Below are 25,879 nucleotides of genomic sequence, written 5' to 3'. Positions count from 1 at the left end.
CAATTGCTTCAAAGCACGATCCCGGGGGCGTGCAGGCCCTGTGGCGAAAGGGTGAAGATCTCGCACCCCTCAGACGTCACGCCAATCGAATGTTCAAACTGCGCCGAGAGGGACCGGTCCCGCGTCACCGCGGTCCAGTCGTCCGCCAGCATCTTCACGCCGGCGCCCCCCAGATTGATCATCGGTTCGACGGTGAAGATCATACCCGCCCGCAATTCCGGCCCGGTGCCAGCCTTGCCGAAATTCAAGACATCGGGGGAATCGTGAAACACCTGCCCGATGCCGTGGCCGCAAAACTCGCGGACAACCGAACAGCGCTGGGAGTGTGCATAGCTCTGGATCGCATGACCGATATCCCCCAGATGCGCGCCGGGTCGCACCGCCCTGATCCCCCGCATCATCGCCTCATGCGCGATCTGGATCAGCCGTTCCGCCGCGCGTTTTGGCTTTCCCACCGCATACATCCGGCTTGAATCCCCATGCCACCCGTCATGGATCAGGGTGACATCGACATTCACGATATCGCCGTCGCGCAGCCTCTTGTCAGTCGGAAAACCGTGGCAGACCACGTGGTTCACCGATGTGCAGCAGGCGTATTGATAACCTTTGTAGCCCAGCGTTGCGGGCCTGGCATCATGCGCAGACGCAAACTCCAGAACGAAGGCGTTGATCTCGGCCAAAGCGGTGCCATGGCGAATAAGATCGGACACACCGTCGAGGCATCTGGCCGTCAGGGCACCCGCGCGGCGCATTCCCTCAAAGGCGTCCGGCCCGTAAAGCTTGATGGATTCGGTTCGACGGGCATCCTCTGCCCGTGGTGCGCGTGGCACGTTGATATAGCCGCCCATCATAAACCCTTCTGCGTATTACAAACTGCAGCCAGAGAGGTCCGATTGACCGGCAGCCAGTCCCGATATATACGAATCATATATGTTTCGTATAACAACACGCAGGAGAGGCGTCGATGGGCATCGTGAAAATCGGGGACGACCTGCATGAGGAACTGCGCAAGTCCAGTTCGGTCATGTGCCGTTCGATCAATGCGCAGGCCGAATTCTGGATCAAGGTCGGCATGCTTGCCGAAGCAAATCCGAGCCTGTCCTTTCGGCAGATCATGGCGCAGCAACTCAAGAGTGCCGATGTGCAGACACCGCAGATTGAAACCGCCTGAAACCTGCCCTTGCCGGTTGCCAGCGGTATGCCTCGCATAGGCGCCGGTGGCCCATTGCTCGATCTGGTAAACCCCTCCATCTGCATTAGCACGATACCACCCGCCGCCAGCATGACCGGATCGCGCCCGGAGACCCTCTGCCGCCCCTGCCCCTCAACCATCGTGCCATAAAGTAGGCCAGCCGCTCTCAACGCCGGTTTCATCGCGCAACGCCTTATGGCATCGAGGCGCAGGGCAGAATCCGGGAGCTATTTCATGACGTCGGACACAGAAACGATGGCAGCTGACAAGCCGATGCCACAAGGGACAGCGGGCGAGGTTTTTCGCGCCTTCTTGAAGCTGGGCCTGACCTCATTCGGTGGCCCCATCGCGCATCTAGGCTATTTCCGCGATGAGTTGGTCACCCGCCGGAAATGGATTGATGAGGCGGGTTACGCCGATCTTGTCGCCCTGTGTCAGTTCCTTCCCGGCCCCGCGAGCAGTCAGGTCGGGTTCGCGCTTGGCTTATTGCGGGGCGGCCCCCTTGGTGCATTGGCCGCATGGGCAGCCTTCACCCTGCCCTCGGCGCTGCTTTTGGTGCTCTTCGCCTTCGGCGCTGCTGCCTTTGAGGGGCCGGTTGGCGAGGGGCTGATCCACGGCCTCAAGGTGGTGGCGGTTGCCGTTGTTGCACAGGCCGTCTGGGGGATGGCGCGCAGCCTAACGCCTGACCGCGCGCGGGCAAGCATCGCGCTTGCAGCCCTGCTGATCGTGATCTTCGCGGCGGGCTCTATCGGGCAAGTCGCCGCGATCCTCATTGGGGGGATCGCGGGTCTCTGGCTATGCCGCGCGGCCCCTGATCCCGCAATCGGACAGCTGACATTTCGCGTATCAAAACGCCTGGGGGCGATCTCGCTGGCGCTCTTTGCCCTGCTCTTGCTCCTCTTGCCCCTTGCTGCCGGAGTGTCACAGGGTCTTGCCCTGTTTGACGCTTTCTACCGCGCAGGATCGCTTGTTTTCGGCGGCGGTCATGTCGTGCTGCCGCTTTTGCAGGCCGAAGTCGTGGCGTCAGGCGCGGTCAGCAATGACGCGTTCCTGTCTGGATACGGCATGGCGCAGGCCGTGCCGGGACCGCTATTCACCTTCGCTGCCTATCTCGGTGCGGTCACACCTGTTGCGAAGGGTTTCATTGGGGCCTCCATCGCACTTATCGCGATCTTCCTTCCCGGCTTTCTGCTCTTGGTTGGCACATTGCCCTTCTGGGATGCCTTCCGGTCGCGCCCTCGCGCACAGGCCGCGATGCGCGGTGCCAACGCCGCCGTGGTGGGGATTCTGGGCGCCGCGCTCTATGATCCCGTGTGGACGAGCGCCATTCTAACGCCCTATGATTTCGCCCTCGGCCTGACCGGCTTTGTCCTGCTCACGGTCTGGAAGGCACCGCCCTGGACCATCGTTGTGCTGATCGCATCTGGCGGCGTCATTCTCGGCCTGATGTGAGCATGAAAATCCGCCGGGCGCCCGGAATTACCTCCCCATCAAAGCGGCATCAAAGGGATATTGCGTGAGGTTTTCATAGCCATCTTCGGTGATCAGTACCTGATCTTCCAGCTTGATGGTGAAACTCCCGCCGACCTCGCCCACTGCTGCCTCAACGCAAAGCGCCATTCCCGCCTCCAGCGGATAGTCAAAAGCCCCCACAACCGCCTTATCGGGATAGGCAACCAAGGGCCATTCATCACACAAGCCAACCCCGTGCATCAGGCAGCTATATTTCTGCGCCTGAAACCTGTCATCCAGCCGGTGGGCATTGGCGGTCAACTCGGGGATCATGACACCCGGTTTCAGCATCTCCATATTGGTCATGATATGCTCATGCGCATGCTGCATCGCATAGATCATATCCGCCGGCGGCTTTTGATCACCAATCCACCAACTGCGCGAGATATCAACACAGATGCCATAGGGGCCGATCAAATCGGTATCAAAGCTGATGATCTCGTTGGGTCGGGTGATCCTTGGCCCGCATTCCTGAAACCATGGATTTGTGCGTTGCCCCGACGACAGCAACCTCGTCTCGATCCATTCGCCCCCTCGATTGATGTTCTCGGCGTGGAGAATGGCCCAGATTTCATCCTCTGATGTTTCGCCATTGCCAACATGCGCGCGGGCGAAATCTTCCATCGCCTTGACGCTGGTCTCGCAGGCATGAGAGGCGCAGCGCATCGCCAGAATCTCGTCGGGGCCTTTGATGGATCTGGATTTTTCGGTGACCTCTTCACCGTCCTTGATCTCGAACCCCTGCGCCCTTAGCGCGGTCAAACCGTGCAGCATGATCTTGTCGACCGCGAGTTTCTTTTGATTGGGCGCATGATCCTTAAGCAGCCCGCGCACCTCATTGGCGAAGACATCGGCGGCCAGATCAATTTTGTCGCCACGACCAAAATAGAATAAATCGGCGCCCGAGCGTTGTTCGGCGACCAATGGATTGAAGGTGCTCAGAAAGGGCGCGTTTTTATAGTCCCAGATGACCATGTAACCGTCCGCACAAAGCAACACCGCGCGGAACGGGTTATGCATGTTCCAAAGCTGCATATTGGTGGAATCCGTGGCATAGCGGATGTTGAGCGGATCAAACATAAGAAGCCCCGCGTAACCGCGATCAACGATGTGCTTGGTCAGGCGCGCGTGCCGATAGCTGCGCATTTTCGCAAGATCGGGGAGCGTCAGATCGGCCCCCTCCCACTCGCGCATCGCAAGTTGGGTCGGGCCGATTTCAATCCGGTCCTGATCATTGGGCGTGCCATCGCCCAGCGTCGCACCGCGGGTGGGATCAATTTTGCGGCTGTCTCGGTGATGCTGCTGCATGGGTGGCCCTCCGTCATCTGGAGACACCATGCATAGTTTTTGCGCATGGGCGCGTCTGTTTGCGACCTATAGGCGAGTCGTTTAATTTGATGGCGTAAAGATTCTGCGTCTTGCGTTATGAGACCGAGGCAGGCTCATTGTTCAGGCCAGAAGCCATGCGATCTACGAGTTTTACTTTGACATAGAGACCGCGGTTGGCACCCCTATTCCAAGCAGGGCGCGGCGCGCGCATGGCTGCGCCCTACCGGCTTTTGTCGCTCGTGCGCAGGCGGCTCATTGTGACGGGTGTGACGCCCAGATAGGAGGCAATCAACGTATGGGGAAAGATGTCTTCATAGCCCGGATATGTCTGACGAAACCAAGCAAGCCGCTCAGCACCACCCAGTGCGGCAAGACACCACTCGCGATCCACCTTCCGGCTCAATGCCTCCCGCAGAATACCATTGGCCCAATTGCGGACCGGTTCCGCCAAAATCATCCGATTTGTAAGCTCGTCACTGTCAATCCGTGCCAGCACGGAATCACTCATGGCCACAATGGATACAAGCGACAAGCCGTCGCGTGTTCGGGCAATATTTGGCGTTACAACACAGGGACCGACATAAAAACCCACGCAGATCTCTTTGCCGTCCTGATCACAGATACTACTCGCCAGACACCCATTTAAAAGGATGAATTCACCTGTCTCGGGGAATTCCTGGCGGGTGAGATACGCCCCTTTTGCCAAGCGCTGCCCCGTCCAACCAGATGCAAACTCATCCGCGCAAGCCACGTCCGGCAGGTCGGGCGACTGCATCAGGAATGTCCGTAAATCCATCTTCGCGGGCCTTATCAAATGATAATGCGGGGGTATCCCGCTGCGGGCATATGTGGCACAGATCAAGGAGGTTACAAAATGACGAACAGATTTCTGTCCAGACACATGGGAATGCTTGCGGTTGGTTCAGCTGTGGTTGCTGCGTCTATCTATACGCTGATGATAAGCGTCACCCTTGCCCATATCCAAGCGGTTTCGGGGCAGATCCCCTTCGACATGCGCCCCACCGGCTATGGCCCGGCTGAAGCCGCGGCGCTTCTTGACGCGCTAGGAGCGGACGGTCGCAGCTATTACATCATTCGCCAGATCGCTCTGGACACCATCTATCCGGCAATGCTCGCGCTGACACTGGTTTCCGCGATCTGCTGGCTGGGACAACGCCTGCAAAACCGGACGCTGGTCCGCTTTGGCATCGCCTTGTCGATTGCTGCCGCGCTGTTCGATTATCTCGAGAACCTCGGGATCGTCGCGATGATCTGGAGCTGGCCAGAGGTGTCTGCTCCCTTGGTCTATGCCGCCAGCTCGGCGTCGATACTCAAGTCCGTTCTGACAACCTTGGCCGTGATCTCGGTCCTGTTGACGGGATTTAACCGGATCCGGCTATCAAAAGCCGGGTTTCATCCATAGTTGGGAACCGGTCGCTTCGTCCCGCCTTGCGGCCCTTAGCGACGGTCACGCCACAGAAAACCGCCGCCTGTATTCGCCCGCGCTGACCCCGCAGACCGAGCGGAACAGGCGGCTGAAACCCGAGACATCGGTATAGCCGACCGCCCAGCAGATTTCGCTGACCGGCAGTGTCGTGCGCTCCAGAAGACCGCGCGCCTTTTCAATCCGCAGTTCCTGAATGTAGCGGCTCACTGGCAGCCCCGTGGCGAGGGTAAAGCGGCGCTGGAACGTGCGTTCACTCATTGCGGCTTTGGTCGCCAGAGTGGCGAGCGTTAGGTCCGATGTGGCGTTCTTTTCCACCCAGCGCTGGATGTCGCGAATGGCGGCGTCGCCATGATCCAAGCGCGGGCGGAAGCTGCGATAGTTGCGCTGCTCGCGCCCTTGGGGGTCGATCAACATATGGCGGCAGCTGCGCAAGACCACCTCCGCCCCCAGCCAGCGGCGCACAAGGAACAGCCCCAGATCGACCCAGGCCATGACCCCGCCTGCAGTCACAATGTCATGGTCATCAATCAGCAGATGCTCGGGGTGCAGATCAGCGCGCGGAAAGGCGGCGCGAAACTCCGCCTCCAGCGCCCAATGGGTGGTCACCGGTCGGCCATCCAGCGCACCGGCATGGCCCAGCCAGAACGCGCCCGCGCAGGCCCCCATGACAACGACCATCGCCGCCCTGCTCGTTTTTCTGTTTCCGCTCGCCTACAGCCCCGGGCCCGGCAATATGTTCTTCGCGGCAAATGGCGCGCGCTTCGGGATGAAAGCGACCATGCCGGCCAATATGGGCTATCACATGGCCACATGGATCGTGACCGCCGCCATCGGCTTTGGCGCTTTGGCGCTTTGGCGGCTGTTGCTGTCTGGATGGCATTCGGCTGAGCCATGCCTCACGTTCTTGCCCAAACCCCCATCTGAGCAACAAGGCAGGTCAGCCTCCCGACATAGGGCGCTGCTCCGAGCCTCAAGACGTGTCACGGCCTACACTTAGCGTCCAAGCGCATACCTAGTCATCGTTCAAAACGATGCGCCTGCGTCACCGGCAGCCTCGGCCCTAAGCCTTTTTGATGCGGCCCCGGGTGCGGCCCCCCAAACGGCGATCCAGCGATAGAAAATTGGCGTCAAAAACAGCGTGAATACCGTCGCAAAGCCAAGCCCGCCGACGATCACCCAGCCGACAGCAATACGTGCTTCGGCACCGGCGCCGGATGTCAGGATCAGCGGCAGCCCCCCAAAGACGGTGGACACCATGGTCATCATCACCGGCCGGATCCGCAGCCGGAGCGCGTTGCGAATGGCGCTGTCGATATCTTCCCCCGCCTCGCGCAACTGGTTGGCGAATTCAACGATCAGGATCCCGTTCTTGGCCATCACCCCGATCAGCATGACCAGCCCGATCTGGCTGTAGTAATTCAACGATCCGCCGGTCAGCGAAATCGCCAGCAGCGCCGCTGCAAGGCCAAAGGGAACCGTCATCATGATGACGACGGCGCTTGCAAAACTCTCGAACTGCGCCGCCAGAACCAGCAGCACGACGAGCAAAGCCACGCCGAAGACGGCATACATTCCGGCGGCTGTGTCATCCAGCGTCGCGGCCTCGCCGGTAAAGATGATGCCCATGTCGTCGGGCAAAACTTCGTCTGCGATGGTCAAAAGTTGATCCATCGCCGTCGACAAATCCACGCCCTCGCCCAGATTGGCCTGCATCGACACGGCCAGTGATCCGCCGAGGCGTTCAATCTGCGCTTCGCTGGCAACCGTTTGCAGCGAGGCGACGGCTGACAATGGCACATAGGCCCCGCTATCAAGGCGGATCGACATCGACGCGATATCAGAGGGATCGTCGATCGGCGGGCCGCCGGGCACCACATTCACGTCGATTTCGGTATCCTCGGAAAATACACTGACCGGAACATCGCCTTGCACCAAGGCCCGCACGAGGCTGGTGACATCCGCGCTGTTCAACCCCATGTCGCGCGCGGCTGCCGCATCCACGGTGACCTCCAGTTGCGCAACGACGCTATCATTTGACAGTTGCGGGTTCAGGAAAATCTCGTCCTGCGCCATCGCCGCAACCAGCGTGTCCGCCGCCTCGGTCATGTTTTCAAGGTTGGTGCCGGTGATCGCAAAGCCAAGACCGCTGCCTGCGCCGCGAATATTCAGGCTGTTGGTCGATCTTGCGCTGACCTGCACACCGGGCACCGACGACAACCGGCCGCTGATCTGGCCGATCAGCTCTTGCTGCGTATAGTCACGCTGGGCCCAGTCGGGCAGGCGCACAACAATAAACGCGCTGGTGCCGCCGCCCACACCGATGATGCTTTGCACCGCGTCAATCTGGCCGTTTTCCAGATATGGCGTGAGGATTTCCTCGACCTGAACGATCTGCGCATCAAGGTAGTCAACCGTCGTATCCGATGCGCCGCGCGCCTGAATAAGGAAAAACCCGCGGTCTTCCTCCGGTGTCACCGTCGACGGTAGCGTCATCGCGGCACCGCCTGCAATCATCGCAAACCCAAGCGCCACCGCAAGCACCAGCATCGGCGTTCGGATCGCAAAATCCATCACCCGGTCAAAGGTTTGCGCAAGCCGGCTTGGCTTTGCCTCCGCGCCCTTAATCTGGGTCTTTCCCGGGTCCAGCAAGGCGGCCAAGACCGGCGCAAGGGTGAGAGCGGTGATTGACGACAATGTCACCGCAAAGGCCAGCACAAAGCCGAATTCCGAGAACACACCCCCCGCCTGCCCCGGCAGGAAGGAAATCGGGATGAACACGGCGGCCAGCGTGGCTGTCGTCGAGATGACGGCAAAGAACACTTCGTTCGTTCCCGACGCGGCGGCGGCAAAGACCCCCAGTCCCGATTTGCGTTTGCGGACGATATTCTCGATCACCACAATCGCGTCATCCACCACCATCCCTGTGGCCAGAACCAGCGCCAGCAGGCTGATGGTGTTGACCGAAAACCCCGTCAGCCAGACCGCGGCTAATGTGCCGATCAACGCCACCGGAATGGTGATCGCAGGGATCAGCGTCGCGCGGGGTGAGCGCAGGAACAAGAAGATCACCGCAATCACGATCGCAGTCGCCAGCAGTATGGATTTCACCACCTCGTTGATCGAGCCTTCGATGAATATCCCGTCGTCCGATGTCACCAAAAGCTGCACGTCACCGGGCAATTGCGCGCGCAACTCTTCGAGAGCCACGCTCACATCGCGAGAGATTTCAAGCGTATTGCCCACCGATTGCCGCGTAATATCAAGACCGACGGCGGTTTCGCCATTCACCCGTGTATAGACGCTTGTGTCTTCGGGGATCAGTTGGACAAAGGCCACATCGGCGATTTGCGTGGTGGCGTTAACCGGCAGCGAGTTGACGGTTTCAACCGTGACATCTGCGTTGCCGACCCGCAAAGCAAGGGTCCGGGTTTCCGACGAAAGCGACCCCAATGCGGTATCGTCGCGCAATTGTTCCAAGGCGCTGGAGACATCAAAGATCGTCAAACCACGGCTGAGCAACGAGGGCATACTCAACGCCACGCGGAATTCATTGGCACGGTTGCCGCGCACGGTGACTTCGGCGATCCCGTCGATCAGTGACAGGCGTTCATAGACCAGCCCCTCGGCAATCTGGGTCAGTTCATCCAAGCTGGCGTCGCCCAACAGGGCCAGCCGGATAATCGCATCCGAATTGCTGTCACTCTTGCTGACGCTCGGGTCGTCGATATCGTCGGGCAAGGAGCGCAGGGTGTTTGACACGATCTCGCGCGCTTCATTGGCGGCAACATCCACATCGGTGCCGTCCGACAGGTCAATGGTGATACGGCTCGAGCCTGTGCTCGAGGTCGATTCAATATAGGACATGCCCTCAAGGGCGCTCAGCGCATCCTCAAGAACCTGGGTGACTTCGGTATCCACTGTGCTCGCCACCGCCCCGTCATAGGTGGTGCGGATCGACAGAACCGGCTGGTCCACATCGGGCATTTCGCGAATATCGACGCTGGTCAACGCCGCAAGGCCGGCAATGATGATCAGCAGGTTCAGAACAATCCCGAGGATCGGACGCGCGACGAAAATATCGGCGAATCCGGCTTTATGGGCCCTTTTCTCGAAACTCATATGCCCTGACCTTCAGCGGGTTGCGCCACCGCGATTTGCGCGCCGTCACGCAGTTTGGACGCGCCTTCGATCACGATCTGGGCCCCGATGGGCGCGTCGGTTTCAATCCAGACCAGATCACCGTCGCGGTAGCGAATGGTGATCGGAACGCGGCTGGCGGTGCCCTCTGCTGCGACCCAAATCCCCGCGCCACCACGGTCCCATGTGATCGCGGTGGCGGGCACGACCGGCAAGGCGGCGGTCTCCTCAAGCATGCGCACCGCAAAGGTCATGCCCGACAGCAACACGCCTTCTGCATTGTCGATTTCGGCCTGCACGGTCACGCTGCGGGTGATGCTGTCGAGACGGCTGTCGAATGCGGTGATACTGCCCTCAAAAACCTGACCGGCATGGGTCGGCGTGGTGATAAAGACGGGTTTGCCTTCCGCCAAAAGCCCGAAAGAGCGTTCGGGCACTTCGAATTCCGCAAGCAGCGTGGTGGTATCATCGACCGTCACCACCGTATCGCCCGACGACAGGTTGTCCCCGACACTGACCTCGCTCAGCCCAAGACGACCGGAGATCGGCGCGACGATGGTGCGATTTTCCAGCGCCACCTCGGCCAGCCCGACATTGGCCTGCGCCAATCTTAGCGCGACTTCGGCTTCAGACAGGGCCACATCGGTGACCACAGAACTGCCATTGTTGTTCAGCGTCTCATAGCGCGTGACCGTGGCCTGCGCCTGATCGCGATTGGCCTGTGCAATCTCGAGCGACAGGCGCTGCGTGCGGTCATCAAGGCGCAGAAGCACGTCACCCCGTTCGACCATCGTATTGGCCCGCAGGTTGGTTTGCACAACCTCACCCGCCTCGGTGGCGACCACATCGGCGCGACGCAGGGACACCGCGCTGCCGATCGTGCGCAGGACCAGCGTGTGACTGCGCTCCTCAAGTGGCGCAAGGACAACAGTTGTGCTCCGGCTTTGTCCGGGCGGACCTGCAGCGGCACCAGCGGGCGGGCCAGCATCCTCGGCGGGCGCATCGCTCCAGATATGCGAGATCTGGTCGGGCACACCAAATGCAAAGCCATAGGCCCCCGCAAGCACACCGAGTGACAGGATAGTAACCATAACTTTCTTCAAGATATTCGAAGCTCCTCAGTGCGTATCGCCAAATGGGCGATCGTCGGCATTCGGTGTGTAACCCGGATCAGGCGTCAGGCCATCTGGCTCAACACGTCATCACGTTTGATCAAACGGTGCCAGACCACAGCCATCGCGATATGCCCGAGGACCAAGGCGGCAAGGATCCAACCCATTGCCCCGTGCCATTCAGCCGCAACTTGCGTCCAGGCAATCGCTGTCTCGCGCGCCGGAAAGATCGAAATGCCAAAATAGCTGAACCCGCGCGTCCCGCCGGCAGAGGCAACAAGCCTGACCGCGGGCACGATCACCATCAAGGCATACAGCGCGAGATGCCCGAGTTTGGCCGCCTGCCCGATAAAATTCGCATGCGCCGGGCGGTTGCGAAGGTTCAAAAGCCCCCAAACGCCCCGCAGCAAAACCAACAGGAATAGCGTCGTGCCCAGATTTGTGTGGTAGCTCCAGAGCGTCCCGCGCAGAGCGCTTTCACGGGGCAGCGCCCAATGCGCAGCGGCAGAGAGGAATTGCGCGGCAAATAAAGCGGCCATCCCCCAATGAAAGGCGCGGCTTACCAATCCAAACCGGTCGGGACTATCTGACAAATTGCTCATGAGGATATCTTTCTTGCGAATGTGGTTGGTTGTGACACGCATGCCAAAGGGGTTTCCGTCGCCAAGAAGTTGGATATTTGTGAAAAAAACCGCCCGTCCTGCCTCAATCGACGGTCACACGGCAAAGCACCGTGTTGCTCTGCTCAAGGTCGGGGCCCCAGATCAGCGCGGCATCATCTGACCATGTGATCTCGTCATAGCCCATTTTCGGATCGACCTGCGCCTCGGTATAGACGTCTGCCTGCGGCCAGTCGGTGGCGTCAAACTCCGCCGTGTCCCAGCCTGCGGGCGCCTCTGTGGCCTCAAAACCGCAAGCACCAACACCCACCACCGGATCGGCCGCATCTTCGCAAGCCGCGTCCAGCGGCGCGGTGTGAACGACAAGGCATTGCCAGGCCGCATCGCTCACAACAACGGTATCACCCGCTGCATTCCTGATTTGCGCAATCAAGCCGCCGTCACCCATCTGCTGACGGCGCGTGCCGATATATTCGAGGCCGGTGTCATTCTCTTTAAAATCCATCGCCACCACCCCGATGACAATGGGCCGCTCGGCCTCGAACTCGAAACTCTCGGCATTGAACGACCGCTCGGTCGTGATCGGAACACTGTCTTGCGCCACGGTTTCTCCGTTGATCCGCATCTCGAACCAGTTGTCGGCCCAAACGTCGGCCGAAAAGGTCTCGGCGAGTGCGACTGCAGGGATACAAATGGCGAGCGTGGCTGCGAGGAAGGGTTTCATGGCATCTCCGGTTCTTTGTTGGCTTGGTATGCGGGCGGCGCGTCAGGTCGGAATAGAGTATCTGCCACAAACGGGCGGTGCCTGACGGCCAGCCACATCGCCACGCAAATCGATCCGATTGCGACCAACAGAACGCCGTAGTTGCGAATAAGGTCGTGCGAACTGGCGGTCACGATCAGAATGCCGGCAGCCCCCAAAAGCGTGCCACTAAACTGGATAAGAGCCGCCGCCGATCCGGTGTCGCGGAGCTGTTGATCGAGCAGCAGGTTCGCCCCGGGCACGCGCAGAATAATCACCGCCAGCGTCGTCGTTGCCGCAATAGCGGCAAACCCAAAGGGCGACAGCCCCCCGAAAGCCAGCATCGCAAGGCCCCCCAACGCAATGACCCCGAAACAGCTCAGGATAATGGTTTGAACCGCGATGCTGCGCGACAGGCGCAGGTAAAGCGTGGGGCCAATCATCGCGCAGGCGGCGTTGAACGCAAAGAGGAAACTGAACGCCTGTTCCGACATCCCGAACCGGTCAACATAGACATAGGCCGAGATCCCAATAAGCGCCATCAGGCACATCGGGGCGGCGGCAAAGATGACCAGAAGGAAGGCGAACCGCGGGTTTAACAACACCACCCCAAGCCGGTTCCATGATTTAATGAACGGGCCGGTAGATTTTTCTGCAAGCGTTTCGCGGTATTGGCTGACAAGTGCTGCGGCCAATCCGCCAAACAGGGCCAGAACCACAAACATCACGCGCCAAGATGCGATTTTGAGCAGAAAGGCCCCCAAGACGGGCGCGACCATCGGGGCGATCAGCACCAGTGACATGACACGCGCCATAACGCGTTCACGCTCACGGCCATCAAACATGTCCTTGACGATCGCGGTTCCAACGACGGTGACGCCCCCGCCCGCAAACCCCTGCGGGATTCTGGCGGCGATCAGCACCTCGACACTAAAGGACGCCGCACACAACATGCTTGCCACGATGTAAATCCCGAGGGCGACAAACAGGACCGGCTTGCGGCCTGTGCGTTCACTCAGCGGCCCCCAGAACAGCATGCCCACCGCAAAAGCGACCAAATAGCCGCCAAGGGTCAGATTGATCATCGCGCGGCTGGTCGAAAACATCTCGGTCATCTGCGGCAAAGCAGGTAGATACAGATCCATCGTCAGCGGCGGAAACGCTCCGAGCGCAATCAGTAAAATCAGGGTGCCCATTTTGCCGAGGGCGGGTTGTTCAACTTTCATGCCCTTGTTCCTAACGGACGGGGACTGCGCACGGAGACATCGCGATTGCGCGCCTGACGCGCTCGGATTTCGAACACCGCAAGCCCGCGCCGCACGTCATCCGCCACAAGTGTGGCAGGGTGCAGCAGAGGTTGACGTTGGAATCGATCAGTTACCATACGAACAGTTAGTATGCTAACATGAGGTTGGCGGCAACCGTCCAATCCATTCACTTGGCAAATTTCTCAAAGGTAAAACCCATTCACGAGTTTTCGACCGCTCCCGCGGGTTGCAACGCACCGAGGAAATCTCGGGCCGATTGCAACGATGCTGTCGGGCGCTGCTGTGCTTTGGGCAGTATCGAGCCAGAGCAGCTACGCGTCCGTTGATGCGCTATCGCTGGACAACGCGACGGCCACGCCGACCCGTTGGCGCGGCCTCCCATATCATCGCAGGATCAAACCAGAGTATCAGCCCAGAGTGTCAGCGCACCACGGCGCTTGAACGCTTGGACCTCGGAGCTTTCTGCAACACAAAGACAACCAGCCTAAAACCAGTTCGCCGGATGCATAGACGGAGTCCAGTCAGCCCCATGCCGCGCTGATACCCAGCACCCAATCGGCATCATTGACCGCACCTTCCAGACCGCAAACCTGCGTTACCTCTCCGTCAGCCCGGCTTCACGCAGGATCTCGGCGACCAGATGCTCGCGGCGGTAGGCCATAATGTGGACGCCGGATACGCCTTTGATTTCACGAAACTTCTGCAGGAACTCCACACAGATTTTCCGACCCTCATCGCCTTGATTGTCGGCACCTTCAAGCCGCGCAATGATATCGTCCGGTATGTGAATCCCGGGGACATTGTTGCGCATCCAGCGCGCGGCCTTGGCCGATGCCAGCGGTCCGATACCCGCCAGAATATAGACGTTTTCGTCCAGCCCAAGATCCCGCACGCGGGTCATGAAGCGTTCAAACCGCGGCAGGTCAAAGACATAGTTTGTCTGGATGAACTGCGCCCCCGCCTCAACTTTCTTCTGCAACCGCTGGGCCCGCCAGTCCAATGGCTCAACACAGGGGTTTTCAGCGGCGCCGATGAACAGATGCGGTGGTTTGGTGATTTTGCGACCTGACAGGAACTGGCCACTGTCGCGCATCGTTCGGATGGTGCGGATAAGCGAAATGGCGTCGAAATCGAACACCGGTTTCGCGCCGGGTTGGTCCCCTGCCCCGACCCCATCGCCAGTCAAGCACAGGACATTGCGCACGCCCATCGCCGCCGCGCCCAACACGTCACCCTGCATGGCGATCCGGTTGCGGTCGCGACATGAGATTTGATAGACGGTTTCGATACGCGCCCGAGTCAACACCGCGCAAATCCCGATCGAGGACATATGGCAATTCGCCCCCGATGCATCCGTGGCATTGATCGCGTCTGTCACTTCGGCGAGAGGCGCGGCGGCCTCAAACACGTCGGCGGGATCGACGCTATCGGGCGGGTTCAGTTCCGAAGTCACCGCGAATTTGCCCGCGCGTAAAACCCGCTCCAATTCACTGCCAGAAGAGAACCCCTCGGGAGGTGCAGCATATGGTTTGGTCGGATCACTGGCTGAAAAACTCACTTCCGGGCCCCGCCTTGCGCTGTGTTTCCGGGCTCTTGGGCGAGCGGCGCCGCCGCCGGTTCCGCACGACGCGCGGTTGGAAATGCGCGGGCCAGCGAGGTCCGTTCGGCATCTACCGACACCTGCAGCGACAACGCCTTTTCCCGACTTGCTCTCAACCAGGCCGAGCTGCCTTCAAGTTGGCGATCCACAGGCGGAAGCACATTGCCTATGCGGTGCCCCTCTTTCATGCGAGAGGCCCCATCCCAGGCCAGAACCCATACACAGCGCATCTCGGGCTTCACTTCGCAATACCCGCCGGGCCGAACCCCGCCACAGGGGCCATTTCGGAGTTGTTTCGGACAATTCATCGGGCAGGACATCCCCGTCGAGGATAATACGCATTGTCCGCACATCTTGCAGTCAAACAGCAGCGTTTTCGCGGCCCGCTCCACAACCGCGACCGGCCGTTCCAAACGGTTGTAGCCGATCTTTTCAAACAGCGGATGCAGCTTGACCAAAGCCGCCTCAAGCGCCGTATAGAGCCTTTCACACTGATACGAGCGTTTCACGGCCCAGAGCCTCAACCGATACATAGATCCTCCTTTCGCCAGCGTCACAGGGATGCCGAAGCCCTGTAGATCACAGCATTGACCGCCGGATTTCCCCGCCATGACATTCCCCGACGCGACCCCGGCTTTCATCTGGTTCCGGGGCAATCCGCGCGGGCTATGTGAACAAAATACCCGCGCCCCTGTCCGGCATGGTGTGATAGGCAGCCAGCGCGGCAGGGAGATCCCACGCGCGTTCAGAGGCCATCATTGGCGAGGCCGAAACACGCGCCGCGTCACCCCAACCCGACACTTTGCGCCGGTGCAATCGCTCCACCAGCAAGGGTCCGGTAGGGAGCGATTGCAGTTTGACATGCCGCTGCGCTGGTGTTTGCGGCGCGATGCCCCTTTGATCAGTCGCGTTTGATCGGCTTGGGGTCCACTCTCACACGCACGATTTTCTGCACATGCGCCTCAACTGTCGGCTTGTCAGAACCGCCGTCCGGCTCGCCCCAAATCAAGCTCAGCTCTTGCCCTTCGATCGCAAGCTCCGCTGGGATCGAGCCCAGCGAGATGCAGGACCGGTCAGCTTCGGAATAGATCGGGGCAAAGGAGACACCCACGTCCTTGCCATCCAGCTGCACACGATCACAAGGCGCGGTCGCATAGCTGCCGACTGGCATTTCGATTTTCTTGTATTTATCGCCTGATTTCAAAGCGCTGGCGTAGATATCGACAACGTCGTCGCTATTCCAGATCAGCCGGACCTTCTTGAGCCGCTTTTCGGGTGCCAACTTCTCCAAGGCTTCGCGGCCCACAAACTCATGGTCGAACTTTGCCATAAAACCATACCCAAGATCATAGGGTGTTCGGTAGTAGTCCTCGACATTCTTCGACATGCCCACCGATCCGCCAATGGAATGCCGCGCCTCGAACCCGCCGGCGGGCAACCATTCGCGGTAAGCGCGCATGTCGTCACCGGTGAAGACGGCAGGCAGAATCGAGCCGACCCAGCCCGACACCGCCGCAGTGACCGGATAGGTGCGCCCGCCGATCGGGGTGAGGTCGTATTTCTTACCGGCTTCAAGGATCAGATCGCGCACCTCTACAGCCACGTCTGACGGCCCCCAGAACTCATACCCCGGAGCGCCTGACATACGGTGGTTCAGCGCCAAAACCTCATGGGGGCCGATGTTGAACTTGCCCATCTTGAAGAAGGGAATGTCGGGCAGCGGCCCGCCGTTCAGCTCTTCCAACAGCTTGTCGGCATTGGGCCCCTGCACCTGATACCGAAACCGCACCCGGTCGCTAAGGTTGGGCGACGGCGGGTCGATCTTGGTGACCGTGACATCATAATCGCCGATTTCCGCTTGATAGCGCAGCCAGTTGGCCGCACCGGGCTTGCCGACGACACTGACCTTGTTTTCCTCTTCGCAGAACAGAACCGCGTCACCAATGATATAGCCATCGGCATTGCACGCCACATACTGCTTTGCCTGCATCGCCCCAAACCCGGCGAAAGAGTTGATCCCGAAATCAGAGAGCAGCCGCACCACATCCGGCCCTTCAAAGAAAACATCGGTCATATGATGGGACATGTTTTGAAAGATGCACGCATTGCGCCATGCAATCTGCTCGTCTACCCAGTTCGAAAACTCGGGCTGGACGGGAAACTGGAACTTGTGCTCTTGCGCGTTATAGAGCATCGCCCAGACGTCGCCGGCCTTGTCGATCTTGTCCTGAAGGGTTTTGGTGCTGGTCGTCATGTTGGTCCTCCCACTGAATGAGAGCACCTTATTTGCCCGTCACACGTCGATATGTAGGCCGAACGGATGACGTTTGCTCATGCCCGCGGCTGTGACCGAATGAACAGGGCCATCAACTCGGTCGCCGAGGTGACGTTCAATTTGCGATAGGCACGGGCGCGCAGGGTTTTGACCGTGGCTTCGGACACCGAAAGATCCAGCGCGGTGGCGGCAACCGACTTGCCCTCGATCAGCGAATCGCAGACCGCCGCCTCGCGCCGTGACAGGTCAGCGAATGCCGGCACATTGAAGTTGCGCAGTCGCGTCACCTCCCCGTCAAAGCGCATTTGATGCCGCTCGGCCCCCACGACTTTTTGCCGAAGCCCGATCAACCCATGCACAATGGGCAGGATTTCACAGATCCCGGTAAACTCTGCGTCACTCAACCAGCCATCTTTGATACTGCGCAGAAAGAACGAGCGCAGGCCCGAGCGCCCCTCACGCGACGACAGTGCAACCCGCTCGACGATCCCGTTTCGAAGATAAATGTCGTTGCGCGCATCGCCCGCCTCGGGATGCCATCTTTCGATGTTCACACCACGGTCGGGGGCCTCGTTCACTTGCCTCAGGATGACCAGCTGCGCCTCGCGGGTGGCCAGAATCAGGTCGGCATCATGTTGAAACCAGTAGTCGCTGATCCGGCCAGACCAAAAAGACAGGGTCGGCTTGGGCCGCGCAAGATCAGGGATGTAATAGGCACCGAAATTCTCGAACCGCGCGACCGATGACAAGAAATGCAATGCTGCACTGCCGAAGTTGGCCGATGCCGTCTGTGTGATCAGCGATGCGACGGTGTTCGTCGCCATAAGCTCCTGCTGACGGTCGTTTCCCATTGGTCCACCTCGACCTTCCTGATCACTGGCATCATCGGTCTCTTGGTGCTTGGCACCTATCTGGATCAGCTTGTTTTCGATGTCACAATTCAGCAAGTCAAGTGCTCCCAACGCGGCAATGGCAAAGGGAAAACGGCAACAGATCGCGGCCTGATACCCGAACGCCACCGCGCGAGAGCCTCTATTGCAGCATGTGTTGCGCCGAACTGGCGGCATCGCCAAGGCATCTTATTCGGGACCAGGGCGCATGGCACTCGCAACAATATAGTTGACAACGCATCATTCAATATTCTAGCCAAGCGAGATCACGCATGCCAGCCACTGCCTTCGGACCCGAGCGCAGTTGACGCGATCTGCTGGCATTCGCCCGCCAGCCCAGCCTGTCGCACGCCGGTGTGATTGGGACGCGAAACCTACACAAAAATGTCCCGTGCCGGACGATAGGAACGACAATGACCGAGAGATTTTTCCTGACCTTCACCTGTCCCGCGCAGCCCGGGATCGTTGCGCTCATCTCCACAACGCTCGCCGAAAATGGCTGCAACATCGCCGACAGCTCGCAGTATGAAGACCTTGAAACCGGACGTTTCTTCATGAGAATTAGCTTCTCGGTCGAGGCAAACGGCAATCGCGACAAGCTAAAGAAAGAATTCGCCGCCGCGGTCAAAAAGCTCGATGCCACTTATGCGATTCATAACCAGTCAAAAAAGATGAAACTTGTGGTGATGGTGTCGCGGTTTGGCCATTGCTTGAACGACCTGCTGTATCGCGCCCGCATTGGTGCGCTTCCGGTTGAAATCGTCGCCGTTATTTCAAACCACATGACCTATCAGAAGGTCGTCGTGAACCAAGATATTCCGTTCCACCACATCCCGGAGACAAAAGAAAACAAGCCCCATGCCGAAGCCCAGATCATGCAGATCGTCAACGACACCGGCGCCGATCTGATTGTTCTGGCACGCTATATGCAGATTCTCTCGGATGAGATGTGCCAGAAGATGTCGGGCAGAATTATCAACATCCATCATTCATTCCTGCCCAGTTTCAAAGGTGCCAACCCTTACAAACAGGCCCATCTGCGCGGTGTAAAACTCATCGGCGCGACGTCGCATTACGTCACCGCTGATCTTGATGAAGGGCCGATCATTGAGCAAGATATCGTCCGTGTGACGCATGCCCAATCACCCTCAGATTACGTGGCCTTGGGGCGAGATGTTGAGGCTATCGTGCTTGCACGCGCCATCCACGCGCATGCCCATCACCGGAGTTTCATCAATGGCAGCAAAACAGTGGTATTCCCCGCCTCTCCCGGCAGCTTCTCCTCTGAACTCATGGGCTAAGCGGACGCAAGCTGGCTGATGTTGCGAACGCCCCCGCAAATACACAGCCGCTGGCCAAGAGCAACGACGCCCAACCCCACTGAACAGAAAGCGCAACCATGACGGCCCGTGCCAGGCCCTTTCCGGGCCCCTTTGCCAAGGCCATCACCGCTGCCCCGTCACGTCCCCGATCGTTCTAGCGCCCATCTGTATCATGTTGGTTTCGAGATCCTGCTTCAGGACCGAATAGGCATGGTTGCCACCCTCCGCCCCGAGCGCGGCCACCGCATATAGAAACCCTCGGCCCAGCAGGCAGAAATCCGCGCCGCGCGACAACGCCCGCAGGATGTCCAGCCCCCAGAGCACACCACTATCAAACAACACCGGCACGCGCCCGGCCACTTTCTCCGCCACCGCAGGCAATGCGTCGATTGACGCAGGCGCGGCATCGAACTGCCGTCCGCCATGATTGGACACAACCACCGCATCCGCCCCGCAATCAATGGCTTGCTCGGCTTCATCTGCACTCAATATGCCCTTGATCACCAGATTGCCCTGCCATTGCTGCCGCAGCCGGGTGACGGTCGCCCAATCGGGGCGCCCATCGACAATGGTGCCGACCATCTTGGCGCTGTCCGCCATCGCCGAAGACGGGAAATAGGTCTCCAGCGTTCGAAACCTCGGCTGACCGTGTCGCAGGGTGGCCAGAGCCCAATGTGGTCGTTGCGCCACGCGCCACAGGGTCAATGGCGTAATCTTGGGCGGCACCGTCAGGCCCGCCGCCAGTTGGCGCTCTCGGCGGCTTCCCACCGGCACATCCAGCGTGACCACCAGCGTGCGAATTCCGGCGGCGGCGGCACGGCCCAGCAGATCGTCTTCGATCTCGCGTTCTTTGAGCGGATAAAGCTGGAACCAGGCGTTTTTGCCACCGGTTTCGGCAACCGCTTCGGGCGTTTCATTGGCCACCATACTGAGTGTATAGGGAAAGCCGTTCGCGCGCGCGGCCTTGGCAAGGATCAACTCGGCACCGGGCCAGATCAGACCCGACATGCCAACGGGTCCTGCGCCGAAGGGCACGCTGAAGCTCTGGCCAAACAGGCGGGTGCTGGTGTCCGGCTGAAACCGCCCCTGCGCCACTTTCGGGGCCAGCGAAATCCGGTCAAGCGCCGCGCGGTTGTCACCGATCAGGCGTTCCGCACCCGTGCCACTGGCCAGATATTCCCAGGCAAAATACGGCACGCGGCGTCGGGCGCGGTCGATCATATAGGCCAGCGCGGGATAGTGCGTTTCGGGACCTGCCATTCAACCCTGCTCCAATAGCTTGCCGGAATTGAGCTTCGCCGCCGCATCTGCCCCCGCTCGCACATCTGGCGCGCCGATACCGTCGCAAAGCTGGCCTGTCGGGACTGTCATCCTGGCCCCACTGCTGTTCTATTGGGTCCGATGTCATTCGCACGCGCGTGCAAATAGGCGGTCAGCGCCTCCTGCATGTCTGCGTGATCAGGATGGTCAAACAGGTTCGTCATCTCGTGCGGGTCGGCAGCCAGATCATACATCTCCCCCGCACCGGAACGCAGTTCGACGGTCAGTTTGGCGTCCTTGGTGCGCACTGTGCGCAACGACAGGGCCACGCCGACACGGTTGGGCAAAAGCTCCCACTCCATCATCGCAAAATCGCGCGCCGCATCGCTTTCAAACTGCGGGCGCAGGGACTGACCGTGCTGCGGTAGGCCGGGCGTGACCCCGGCATAGTCGTAAAGCGTCGCTGCAATATCGAGTGTTGATACCGGCTCGCCCACCACCGCGCCCGCACGGACACCGGGCCCCTTGGCCAGAAACGGCACACGCAACAGCCCCTCATAGGGCATCGGGCCTTTGAGTATATGCCCGTGATCGCCAAGCCAGTCGCCGTGATCCGAGGTATAGATGACGATGGTATTCTCGGCCAATCCGGCCTCGTCCAGCAAGGTCAGGATGCGGCCCACTTGTTCGTCGATAAAGGCGATCTGGCCATAGGTATTGGCGATGATCTCACGCAGCTGGTCGTCGGTCTGTGGCTCGATCCGTGAGTAATTGGACCTGACCGCAACCTCGGCGGCATCGCCCTTAGGAGAGTTCTCAATTGCGGCGCGGTGCCACCACGGACGCTTGTCGAGATCTCGGGTCCGGTGTGCGGGCAAATCGACCTCGGCCGGGTCGTGCAATCGCGACCAAGGTTCGGGGCAGTCGAAAGGGTGATGTGGATCAACGAAACTGACCCAAGCGCAGAACGGGCGGTCAGTGTCGCGGGCTTGGCGCAGCCAGTCCATCGCCCGATCGGCCGTCCATGGCGTATAATGCCAGTTTGTCGGCAGTTGCGAATGCCATGTCTGGGCCGCATTTTTGGTATCACCGCGGCCCTCGTGATACAGCCGCGTTTTCTCGGCGCCATGGCCGTCGGCATAAAAGAAATGCTCGTAATGCAACCCCTGAGGCGGCGCCAGCGGGGGATGGTTGGTCGGGCCCGAGAGCATGAGTTCAACATGGCCAAACCCCATATAGGGACCTGTCCATTCCGGGCCAAAATCTACCGATGACAGAACCGACTCGGGCCGCCCGGTAGGGTCGCGCGCATCATAGCTGGAGAAATGCGCCTTGCCGAAAAACCCGGTGTCATATCCGGCGCGGGCCAAGGTTCCGGCAAACCCCATATCGCCGGTATCCGCGTCAAGGTCGATGCCGTTGTCATGGACACCGTGGGTCCGGCACAGCTGACCGGTCAGGATCGAGGCCCGCGCTGGCTGACAGACCGGCGACGGGCAGATCGCCGCCGTAAAGCGGGTCCCGTCCCGCGCCAAGCGGTCGAGATTGGGCGTGCGGACCTTGCGACCTTCGACACCGAGACAATCGCCGCGATGCTGGTCGGCACTAATGATCAGGAAATTGGGCCGGGTCATCGGGGCCTCCTCAGTAGGAAATCATCACGGGAATGGTGGCATTGGCGAGCACATGGCGGGTTGCACCGCCCAGCAGTTCCTCGCGGAAAATACCTTGGTCATATACGCCCATGAACAGCACGCCGGCATCGACCTTGTCGCAATAGGCCAGCAGTTCTTCGCCGAAATGGCGGCTACCGCCCGGAAGACGAATCCGGTCGGCCTTGACGCCGTGACGTGCCAAGAGATCGACCGCGCTGATGCTATTGGCGGGTTTGTACATCTTGTCACCGGCGCTGACGATATCCACCTGCGACTTGGTCTCGAGGTAGAGCATCGCATCGTGGATCACCCGCGACGCCGCCTTGCGTCCGTCAAAACCGACAACCGCGCGCTTGTTCAGGCTGGCAGGATCGAAGGGCGTCGGCACCACAAGGATCGGGCGGCCACTTTTGAGCGCCACGCGTTCGGGATGCAGGTCAATGGCCGGATGCGACTTGCGGGCATTCGGCCCCATCACCGCCACATCATACATCACCACGTATTTTGCTAGCGTATCATCCGGCTCACCGCTCAGCGCCAACCAGTGCAGTTTCTCCGCAGGCACGCGATCCTCGGCAGCGGCCCGAAAGTCTCGTTCGACCACCGCTTCCTTCTGCCGGATGCCGTCGCTCATGATCATGCGCACGTTGTCTGGCACCCAGTTCTCTTCGGTAAACCGGTCGCGATGCCCGTAGTGCACGAGAATCCCGGTCAGATGCGCGTCATATTTGGCCTGCATCTGGATCGCCGCCTCAACCGCGCTGCGCGAGCCCGTGCTGCCGTTTACCGCCACGAGTATGTTCTTGATCGCCATCACAGATCCCTTTCTGTTGCGGCGCGTCTGCCGGCCTCAGGGGTTTTCGAGCGGGAGAAGAAAATCACCACCGCCGCCGACAAAAGCAGGAAGACCAGCGACAGCGGGCTCTTGAACAGGAACCACGGATCGCCGCCCGAGACTGCGAAAGCCTGCCGGAACGAATGCTCAAGGTTTCCGGCCAGAATGAAAGCAATCACGAACGGCAGCGTCGGTATTCTCAGCTTACGCAGAAGATACCCGAGCACCGCGAAGGCCAAGGCAAAGTAGATTGCGGTGAAACTGGTTTCCTGCGCATAGATCGCCGTCAGGGTCAGCAACAACACCATCGGCAGCAGCACATGGCTGGGTATTTTCGACATGATACCGCAGGCGGCCATGATCCGGCCGCCGATCACCCAGTTGAAGATATTGGCAATCATCATCGCGGTAAACAGGCCGAAGGCGATCACCAGCTCTGGGTTCACCTCGGATGCGGTGAACCGAAACACGGTCGGTCCCGGGTTGAAGCCGCCGATGGATTCGGCTGCCAGGATGATGAACACCGCGCCCACATTGCCCGGAATGCCGAGCGACAGCACCGGTATCAGATTGGAGCCGGAGACCGCGCTATTGGCGGCTTCGGTTGCGGCGATGCCTTCGGGCGTGCCCTGACCGAATTTCACCGGCCCCTTGTGCATTTTGTCACCCGTGGCATAGCCAAGTGTCGCCGCCAAAGTCGATCCGATGCCCGGCAAGGCGCCAATGATCGTGCCGACGACAGCCGAGATGCCGATGAAGGGCATCAAAGCCTTTCGCTCTGTCCAGGACAGGCGATTGTCACCGGACTGCGCCGGTTCTTTGACCACAGCATTGCTGCGCCGCTGGCGCCACATGTTCTCAAATGCGACCAGCACTTCTCCGAGTATCAAAACGCCCATAACGGCAGTGATCATCGGCACGCCATCTGCCAGAGCATCGGTGCCGAAAGAGAGGCGCGCGTAAAAATCCTCGCCCGTGCCAATGGAGGCGATCAACAGCCCGAGAAAGGCGGCAATCATACCTTTCAACGGCGATGCACCGACCACGGCAGCGATGAATGCCATCGACAAAACGATCAGCGCCGCCTTTTCGCCAAAGCCCAGATAGGCTTCGACAATCACCGCGAGGAACGGAGCGCAGGTAAACAGCACAAGGTCGGAAAACGTGTCGCCAGACACCGATGCGAAATGCGCGGTCCTCAGAGCCTTGCCCGCCTGCCCCTTTTGCGCCATCGGGTAGCCGTCGAGCGTGGTCATCATCGCATCAGGCGTGCCCGGCGTGTTGAACAGGATCGCGGGCACCGCGCCGCCGACCGTTGCGCCCTTCATCACGCCGACAAGAAAGCCCATCACCGGCAGCAGGGCATCTGGCGTAAAGCCAAAGATCGACAGCAGGATCGGCAGCGACACCGCCATCAGAAAGGGACCGGCCAACCCCGGTGTCGCGCCGCCGACGACGCCAAGCAGGAAACCGCCAAACACCATCAGGACAGTAAGCGGAATGCCGATCCCGAAGATCTCGAACGCAGCAGGCCCGGCGATGACGGCCATGACACCGGCCCAGATATATTCAAGCGGGGACATCAAAAATCTCCATTCGGAGGCAGGAGAATCGTGTCGAATGGCACATCAAAAATGAGGATGAGACCCAGCACGGCGAGGATCGAACTGACCGCCCGCAGCCATCGCACCCGGCCTTCGATAAGCGAGGTCAGTCCAAAGACCAGCGTGAAGCCGCCGAGCACGAACCCGATGTATTTCCAAGGTAAGCTCGACCGCATCTGTCGATAGGTCGCGGCGTCGTCACCCGATGGTCCGAACAGGGCCAGCGCCAGCGGACCTGCCCAGAACATCAGGATCAAAGACAGCGCCAATACGCCGCCGAAGGTCACAAAGAAGAACAGCGTGGTGCGATCAAACAGCGGGTCTTCATCCGCATCCCGCCGACGGCGTAGTTGCAAAAACAGATGCGCCACCGAAAACAGCAGAATCCCGCCCCCGGCGACCATCGGCAGCATCGCGTCACCGATGCTGATCTGCCTGCGAAATTCATAGATCGCGGCGGTTTCACTGTCGAGCGGCGCCCAGACAAAGGCGGTCAGCCCGGCAAGGACGGCAAAGAATATGGCAAGCCAGATTTCGATACGTCGAGACAGCATGGCAAGGCTCCCGATGGTTGGGGATGGACCGGCAGTGGTAGACCGGGCCACAGGGTCAGGGTTATTCGGCGACGGCGTCGGGCAGCGGGGTGTCGGCGGCATGGCATTCCAGACTGAACGCCTCCGCACCCTGCCCCGCGACCGGCATAGCAAAGGCCCGCTGTGCGCTTCGGACCAGTTTTCCTTCTGCGTTATTCAGGGTCTTCACCTTGTGCCGCTGAGGGATTGCGCGCGCCCGCGCCGCTTCTGTCTGGGCATCCCTGAGCGCCACCGCCATGATCTGACTGCCCTTGCCCGCAGCGTGTTCGGACGTGGTCTTGTCTGCGCTAACCTCCTCGGCCAGCCTGCAGCCCAGCGTCTCCGTCACTCCACCGCCTGACAGGGCAAACAGCACCTCGTCAGGGCCTCTCGGCGCCGAAACCTGCGCCTGAACGCCAGTCGCCGCGGTAATCATGGCAGACGCAGCGGCCCTGCGTTTGGACGTTTCGGAATTCATCGTCTCCTCCTCCTCGCTCGCGTTCGCAT

Annotated in this window: 23 protein-coding genes and 1 pseudogene; 5 read left to right on the top strand and 19 right to left on the bottom strand. The window is 60.0% G+C overall.

Features of this window, described 5'->3' with window-relative positions; genetic code table 11:
- Positions 1 to 8: 8 nt before the first annotated feature.
- Positions 9 to 848: a type I methionyl aminopeptidase gene (gene map, locus DDE20_RS16850; RefSeq protein WP_116559702.1), complete on the bottom strand. Its 840-nt coding sequence runs from the start codon at positions 846 to 848 to the stop codon at positions 9 to 11.
- A 116-nt stretch (positions 849 to 964) separates the two neighbouring features.
- On the opposite strand from map, the gene DDE20_RS16845 reads away from it, so the two are divergent.
- The gene (locus tag DDE20_RS16845) at positions 965 to 1,171 is read left to right on the top strand and encodes a ParD-like family protein (RefSeq protein WP_116559701.1); all 207 of its coding nucleotides are present in this window, start codon (positions 965 to 967) and stop codon (positions 1,169 to 1,171) included.
- A gap of 255 nt (positions 1,172 to 1,426) precedes the next feature.
- Positions 1,427 to 2,644: a chromate efflux transporter gene (gene chrA / locus DDE20_RS16840; RefSeq protein WP_240608159.1), complete on the top strand. Its 1,218-nt coding sequence runs from the start codon at positions 1,427 to 1,429 to the stop codon at positions 2,642 to 2,644.
- A gap of 27 nt (positions 2,645 to 2,671) precedes the next feature.
- Here chrA and dddP read toward each other — a convergent pair whose 3' ends face one another.
- Together dddP and DDE20_RS16830 are read right to left on the bottom strand one after the other, a co-directional pair.
- The gene (dddP, locus tag DDE20_RS16835; protein WP_116559700.1) at positions 2,672 to 4,012 is read right to left on the bottom strand and encodes a dimethylsulfonioproprionate lyase DddP; all 1,341 of its coding nucleotides are present in this window, start codon (positions 4,010 to 4,012) and stop codon (positions 2,672 to 2,674) included.
- Positions 4,013 to 4,253: 241 nt separating this feature from the next.
- A complete protein-coding gene (locus DDE20_RS16830) occupies positions 4,254 to 4,829 on the bottom strand; it encodes a Crp/Fnr family transcriptional regulator (protein ID WP_116559699.1) in 576 nt (191 codons plus the stop codon).
- Between the two features lie 78 nt (positions 4,830 to 4,907).
- On the opposite strand from DDE20_RS16830, the gene DDE20_RS16825 reads away from it, so the two are divergent.
- Positions 4,908 to 5,456: a hypothetical protein gene (locus tag DDE20_RS16825; RefSeq protein WP_133240366.1), complete on the top strand. Its 549-nt coding sequence runs from the start codon at positions 4,908 to 4,910 to the stop codon at positions 5,454 to 5,456.
- Between the two features lie 45 nt (positions 5,457 to 5,501).
- Here DDE20_RS16825 and DDE20_RS16820 read toward each other — a convergent pair whose 3' ends face one another.
- A complete protein-coding gene (locus DDE20_RS16820; RefSeq protein ID WP_116559697.1) occupies positions 5,502 to 6,158 on the bottom strand; it encodes a GlxA family transcriptional regulator in 657 nt (218 codons plus the stop codon).
- On the opposite strand from DDE20_RS16820, the pseudogene DDE20_RS16815 reads away from it, so the two are divergent.
- Positions 6,145 to 6,330: pseudogene (locus DDE20_RS16815) on the top strand (LysE family translocator); the annotation flags it as partial. The gene DDE20_RS16820 and the pseudogene DDE20_RS16815 sit on opposite strands and share 14 nt — an antisense overlap.
- 173 nt (positions 6,331 to 6,503) lie before the next feature.
- Here DDE20_RS16815 and DDE20_RS16810 read toward each other — a convergent pair.
- From DDE20_RS16810 to DDE20_RS16770, 9 genes are all read right to left on the bottom strand, one after another.
- Complete coding sequence (locus DDE20_RS16810; RefSeq protein ID WP_116559696.1) at positions 6,504 to 9,599, bottom strand: efflux RND transporter permease subunit; 3,096 nt, start codon at positions 9,597 to 9,599, stop codon at positions 6,504 to 6,506.
- Positions 9,596 to 10,708, bottom strand: coding sequence for an efflux RND transporter periplasmic adaptor subunit (locus tag DDE20_RS16805; protein WP_240608157.1), 1,113 nt, complete (start codon positions 10,706 to 10,708; stop codon positions 9,596 to 9,598). The genes DDE20_RS16810 and DDE20_RS16805 overlap by 4 nt, the downstream gene beginning before the upstream one ends.
- Before the next feature lie 86 nt (positions 10,709 to 10,794).
- On the bottom strand, positions 10,795 to 11,331 hold the full coding sequence (locus DDE20_RS16800; protein ID WP_116559694.1) for a cytochrome b: 537 nt from the start codon (positions 11,329 to 11,331) through the stop codon (positions 10,795 to 10,797).
- A gap of 103 nt (positions 11,332 to 11,434) precedes the next feature.
- Positions 11,435 to 12,073, bottom strand: a complete 639-nt coding sequence (locus DDE20_RS16795) for a PEBP family protein (protein WP_116559693.1) — start codon at positions 12,071 to 12,073, stop codon at positions 11,435 to 11,437.
- Positions 12,070 to 13,317, bottom strand: a complete 1,248-nt coding sequence (locus DDE20_RS16790) for an MFS transporter (protein ID WP_116559692.1) — start codon at positions 13,315 to 13,317, stop codon at positions 12,070 to 12,072. Before DDE20_RS16790 ends, DDE20_RS16795 begins: the two co-directional genes overlap by 4 nt.
- Before the next feature lie 637 nt (positions 13,318 to 13,954).
- On the bottom strand, positions 13,955 to 14,917 hold the full coding sequence (locus tag DDE20_RS16785) for a methylenetetrahydrofolate reductase (protein WP_116559691.1): 963 nt from the start codon (positions 14,915 to 14,917) through the stop codon (positions 13,955 to 13,957).
- Positions 14,914 to 15,570 carry a methylenetetrahydrofolate reductase C-terminal domain-containing protein gene (locus tag DDE20_RS16780; RefSeq protein WP_240608155.1) on the bottom strand — a complete coding sequence of 219 codons (657 nt, stop codon included), beginning with the start codon at positions 15,568 to 15,570 and terminating at the stop codon, positions 14,914 to 14,916. The genes DDE20_RS16785 and DDE20_RS16780 overlap by 4 nt, the downstream gene beginning before the upstream one ends.
- Before the next feature lie 290 nt (positions 15,571 to 15,860).
- The gene (locus tag DDE20_RS16775) at positions 15,861 to 17,213 is read right to left on the bottom strand and encodes an aminomethyltransferase family protein (protein WP_116559689.1); all 1,353 of its coding nucleotides are present in this window, start codon (positions 17,211 to 17,213) and stop codon (positions 15,861 to 15,863) included.
- Positions 17,214 to 17,290: 77 nt separating this feature from the next.
- Positions 17,291 to 18,181, bottom strand: coding sequence for a helix-turn-helix transcriptional regulator (locus DDE20_RS16770; RefSeq protein WP_165814548.1), 891 nt, complete (start codon positions 18,179 to 18,181; stop codon positions 17,291 to 17,293).
- 356 nt (positions 18,182 to 18,537) lie between these two features.
- Here DDE20_RS16770 and purU point away from each other — a divergent pair, with 356 nt between their 5' ends.
- Positions 18,538 to 19,425 carry a formyltetrahydrofolate deformylase gene (gene purU / locus DDE20_RS16765; protein WP_116559687.1) on the top strand — a complete coding sequence of 296 codons (888 nt, stop codon included), beginning with the start codon at positions 18,538 to 18,540 and terminating at the stop codon, positions 19,423 to 19,425.
- 144 nt (positions 19,426 to 19,569) lie between these two features.
- On the opposite strand, the gene DDE20_RS16760 is transcribed toward purU, so the two are convergent.
- From DDE20_RS16760 to DDE20_RS16735, 6 genes are all read right to left on the bottom strand, one after another.
- Positions 19,570 to 20,706, bottom strand: coding sequence for an alpha-hydroxy acid oxidase (locus DDE20_RS16760; RefSeq protein ID WP_116559686.1), 1,137 nt, complete (start codon positions 20,704 to 20,706; stop codon positions 19,570 to 19,572).
- Between the two features lie 107 nt (positions 20,707 to 20,813).
- On the bottom strand, positions 20,814 to 22,340 hold the full coding sequence (locus DDE20_RS16755; protein WP_116559685.1) for a sulfatase family protein: 1,527 nt from the start codon (positions 22,338 to 22,340) through the stop codon (positions 20,814 to 20,816).
- 10 nt (positions 22,341 to 22,350) lie between these two features.
- Positions 22,351 to 23,175 (bottom strand): universal stress protein, encoded by an 825-nt coding sequence (locus DDE20_RS16750; protein ID WP_116559684.1) that lies wholly within the window; start codon positions 23,173 to 23,175, stop codon positions 22,351 to 22,353.
- Complete coding sequence (locus tag DDE20_RS16745; RefSeq protein ID WP_240608153.1) at positions 23,175 to 24,779, bottom strand: tripartite tricarboxylate transporter permease; 1,605 nt, start codon at positions 24,777 to 24,779, stop codon at positions 23,175 to 23,177. Before DDE20_RS16745 ends, DDE20_RS16750 begins: the two co-directional genes overlap by 1 nt.
- Positions 24,779 to 25,456 carry a hypothetical protein gene (locus tag DDE20_RS16740; RefSeq protein ID WP_133240364.1) on the bottom strand — a complete coding sequence of 226 codons (678 nt, stop codon included), beginning with the start codon at positions 25,454 to 25,456 and terminating at the stop codon, positions 24,779 to 24,781. Before DDE20_RS16740 ends, DDE20_RS16745 begins: the two co-directional genes overlap by 1 nt.
- On the bottom strand, positions 25,416 to 25,850 hold the full coding sequence (locus tag DDE20_RS16735) for a hypothetical protein (RefSeq protein ID WP_116559681.1): 435 nt from the start codon (positions 25,848 to 25,850) through the stop codon (positions 25,416 to 25,418). Before DDE20_RS16735 ends, DDE20_RS16740 begins: the two co-directional genes overlap by 41 nt.
- Positions 25,851 to 25,879: the final 29 nt, after the last annotated feature.

The sequence above is a fragment of the Pararhodobacter oceanensis genome (genome assembly GCF_003076755.1).
In the GTDB taxonomy this organism is placed as follows: domain Bacteria; phylum Pseudomonadota; class Alphaproteobacteria; order Rhodobacterales; family Rhodobacteraceae; genus Pararhodobacter; species Pararhodobacter oceanensis.
This window is presented reverse-complemented; position numbering and strand designations above follow the sequence as displayed.